The sequence below is a fragment of the Sulfurihydrogenibium yellowstonense SS-5 genome (genome assembly GCF_000173615.1).
Taxonomy (GTDB): domain Bacteria; phylum Aquificota; class Aquificia; order Aquificales; family Hydrogenothermaceae; genus Sulfurihydrogenibium; species Sulfurihydrogenibium yellowstonense.
Genome location: NZ_ABZS01000226.1, coordinates 1 through 2,052, shown reverse-complemented (window position 1 = coordinate 2,052; position 2,052 = coordinate 1). Strand labels below are relative to the sequence as shown.

3 protein-coding genes are annotated in these 2,052 nt (G+C 28.8%); all 3 read left to right on the top strand.

Going from position 1 to position 2,052, the window contains the following annotated elements; genetic code table 11:
• The coding region (csm3, locus tag SULYE_RS07860) for a type III-A CRISPR-associated RAMP protein Csm3 (protein ID WP_007548250.1) at nt 1-422 on the top strand (422 nt) is incomplete at its 5' end.
• A 2-nt stretch (nt 423-424) separates the two neighbouring features.
• Complete coding sequence (gene csm4, locus SULYE_RS07855; RefSeq protein WP_007548249.1) at nt 425-1,351, top strand: type III-A CRISPR-associated RAMP protein Csm4; 927 nt, start codon at nt 425-427, stop codon at nt 1,349-1,351.
• On the top strand, nt 1,344-2,052 hold a 709-nt coding region (csm5, locus tag SULYE_RS07850; RefSeq protein ID WP_007548248.1), incomplete at its 3' end, for a type III-A CRISPR-associated RAMP protein Csm5. The genes csm4 and csm5, both read left to right, overlap by 8 nt.

Genomic DNA, 2,052 nt, shown 5'->3' with positions numbered 1-2,052 from the left:
AAAACGCTAAAACAGAAGAACCTGTAAGGTTAAGAGTAGAAGATTTCTATCCAACAGAAGAGACGATTAAGATGTGGAAAAGATTTTTAGATGGCGATTTTGTGGAAGTAAAAACAGAAAACACGATAGATAGAATCACGGCAAAAGCAAACCCAAGACATCAAGAGAGAGTTATACCATTTTCAGAATTCACAGGATTTATTAAAATAAGAGTTCACGAAGGGGACAAAAAAGAATTATACGATACTATAATTAGAGGCATCCAGCTATTAGAAGATGATTATCTTGGTGGTAGTGGTTCAAGAGGATATGGAAAGGTTAAATTTATCAAAGAAAAAATCTTATGGACAGACTATAGAAAACAACCTTTTGAAGAAAAAGAATTAGATGAAAATGAAATAGCTAATATTTACGGAGCATAAAAATGCTTAAAGCATACAAAATTACCTATCTTTCGCCAACTTCGCCGGTAAGAAGTTTTACAATTTTTGGTGCTATATGTTGGAGTTATAAACTAATACATGGAGAAGAAAAGTTAAAAGAGTTTTTAAATGGATTTAAAGAAAATCCAAAATTTTTGATATCATCAGCATTTCCATATGTAAAAGATAAATTTTTATTTCCAAAGCCCATTTTACCCATAAAGGGAGATAGCACAGATTTTAAAGTGAAAATCCAAAGAAAGGATTACAAAAAAGCAAGATTTATAACCTTAGAAGTATTAAAAGAAGTAATAGAGGGAAACATAAGATACGAAGAAGATTTTGTAAAGTTTAAATCAAGCTCAGGCATAATACAAAGTATAGATGATAATCTAAAAATAGAGCAAAAACGACATACACAAGTAAGAAACATGATAAACAGAATAACCAGTACATCAGAAAACCTGTTTTCAATAGAATCAGATTTTAAAATATACGATGAATACTTTTTAGTATATTTCATAGACACAGAATTTGAAAATGAGTTTCAAAGATTAATAAAACTTACAGAAGATATAGGATTTGGGGGCAAAAAAAGCATCGGATGGGGAAGGGTAGAGATCAGCAATTTAGACCCAGAACCTTTAAAAGGCTTAATAGACTTAAATGCAGATAAATTTATAACCCTATCTCCAATCATACCAACGGAAAGAATAAATCCAGAAGAGAGTTATTACGATATAGAGACATTCAAAAGCTACACAGAAAACACCTTTGAAAAAGAAAGACTAAAGAAAAAAGTTTTATACATCAAAGAAGGGTCAGTTTTGAAAAAGAAAGACAAAGAAAAATCAGGGCAATTAAAAGAAGTTGAAAATGGAATATATCAATATGGATTAGAATTTCCAATAGGAGTGAAGTATGTATAACTACAGGCTAAAAACATTGACACCTATACATATAGGAAATGGGAAAAAACTATCTAACAATTTTGATTACTTTATAAAAGACACAGAGATAAATGTAGTCTCATTTGATAGATATATATCCAATTTAGCAGAATCTGAAGATGAAATTTCAAAATTAGAACGTTATATTGAAACTCTTGAAAAAGGAAATAGCATTTTTGATTTAATCAGAAAACCAACATCTGAAGAAATTAAATATTCAGTTATTCTTAATACGCAAACTCCAAATCCAGAAGTTGGAGAAATTGTTGAGCATATAAAAACAGTACTTAACGAAAAAGGAGAATATGGAGCATACATACCTGGTTCAACTATAAAGGGATTTATTAGGCTTGCAATTTTATATAAAATACTAAAAGAAAATGCTAATTTGGTAAACTGTGATGAAAAAATAAAAAATACAGAAGAAAAAATATTCTCTGCCAAACTTCAAAAACAAACTCTTGAAATGATGACATATTTTAAAGTAGCAGACTCAGAGCCAATTAGCACAAAAAATTTAGAAGTGAGAAATATTATTATAACAAATAACAAAATTTCAGAATTTGCAGAAGTAATAAAGAAAGACGCAGAAATAAAAATAAGTATAGAAGACAAAGAGTTTCAAGAAAAATTAGGTAAATTGGATTTGAAATATAAGTATTTAGAAACGATAAAAATTG

Excerpts from the sequence above, each read along its gene's own strand:
- csm4 (WP_007548249.1), top strand. The coding sequence starts at position 425 with ATGCTTAAAGCATACAAAATTACCTATCTTTCGCCAACTTCGCCGGTA.